This is a genomic window from Xanthomonas sp. SHU 166 (assembly GCF_000364685.1).
GTDB lineage: Bacteria > Pseudomonadota > Gammaproteobacteria > Xanthomonadales > Xanthomonadaceae > Xanthomonas_A > Xanthomonas_A sontii.
The window spans coordinates 1-1,249 of the sequence record NZ_AQOJ01000490.1 but is presented as its reverse complement, the minus strand read 5'-3'; the positions used below and the strand labels follow the sequence as shown (position 1 = coordinate 1,249).

1 protein-coding gene is annotated in these 1,249 nt (G+C 70.5%); it reads right to left on the bottom strand.

All coding sequences use genetic code 11. From position 1 onward, the window contains the following. Positions 1-101 precede the first annotated feature (101 nt). Positions 102-1,249, bottom strand: a 1,148-nt coding sequence (gene cysC, locus D180_RS12820; RefSeq protein ID WP_017913102.1) for an adenylyl-sulfate kinase, incomplete at its 5' end; no start/stop codon positions are given.

Sequence of the window (1,249 nt, the reverse complement as noted above, 5' to 3'; positions counted from 1 at the left end):
GGCCTTGCCTGCTAGGGGGTAAGACGGTATCTACAAAGGGCGCTACAGGGGCACGGCGAGACGGTCGACACCTGCCGCGCCAATTGCCCCCCCTCGCCACCTCAGTCCTGCAACCTCAGCGCCGCCAGCACCTGCGCGGCCAGCGCTTCGACATTGTCGCCATCGGCGTGCAGGTGCAGTTCCGGCCGCTCCGGCGCCTCGTACGGGGAGTCGATGCCGGTGAAGTTGGGAATCAGGCCGGCGCGCGCCTTGGCGTACAGGCCCTTGACGTCGCGCGCCTCGGCCACCGGCAACGGCACGTCGACGAACACTTCGAGGAACTCGCCCTCGCCGAAGCGCTCGCGCGCCAGTTGCCGCTCGGCGCGGAACGGCGAGATGAAGCTGACCAGCACGATCAGGCCGGCGTCGGTCATCAGCCTGGCCACCTCGGCGACGCGGCGGATGTTCTCCACGCGATCCTCGTCGGTGAAGCCCAGATCGCGGTTCAGGCCATGGCGCACGTTGTCGCCATCGAGGATGAAGGTGTGGTAGCCCAGTGCGTGCAGCCGCTTGTCGACCAGGTTGGCGATGGTCGACTTGCCGGCGCCGGACAGGCCGGTGAACCACAGCACCTTCGGTGTCTGTCCCTTGATCCGCGCGCGCGCGGCCTTGTCCACGTCCAGGTGCTGCCAATGCACGTTGCCGGCGCGGCGCAGCGCGAAATCCAGGGTCCCGGCGGCGACGGTGGCGTTGCTGTGACGGTCGATCAGGATGAAGCCGCCGAGCGCGCGATCCTGCGCGTACGGGGCGAAGGCGATCGGCTGGTCCAGCGCCAGGTTGCAGTAGCCGACCTCGTTCAGTTCCAGGCGCTTGGCCGCCAGCCGCTCCTGCGTGTTGACGTCGATGCGGTGCTTGATCTCGGTGACGCTGGCGGCCACGGTGCGCGCGCCGATCTTCAGCCAGTACGGGCGACCCGGCAGCAGCGCGGCATCGTCCATCCACAGCACGTGCGCGGCGAACTGGTCGGCCACCTCCGGCGGATCGCCGGCAGCGGCGATGACGTCGCCGCGGCTGACGTCGATCTCCTCGGTCAGGGTCAGGGTCACCGCCTGCCCGGCCACCGCGCGCGGCACCGCATCGGCGCCGATCAGCACCTGCGCGACCTGCGCGCGCCGCGCCGACGGCAGCACCACCACCGCATCGCCGGGCTGTACCGCGCCGGCCGCCACGGTGCCCGCGAAGCCGCGGAACTGCGCGTGCGGGCGGTTGA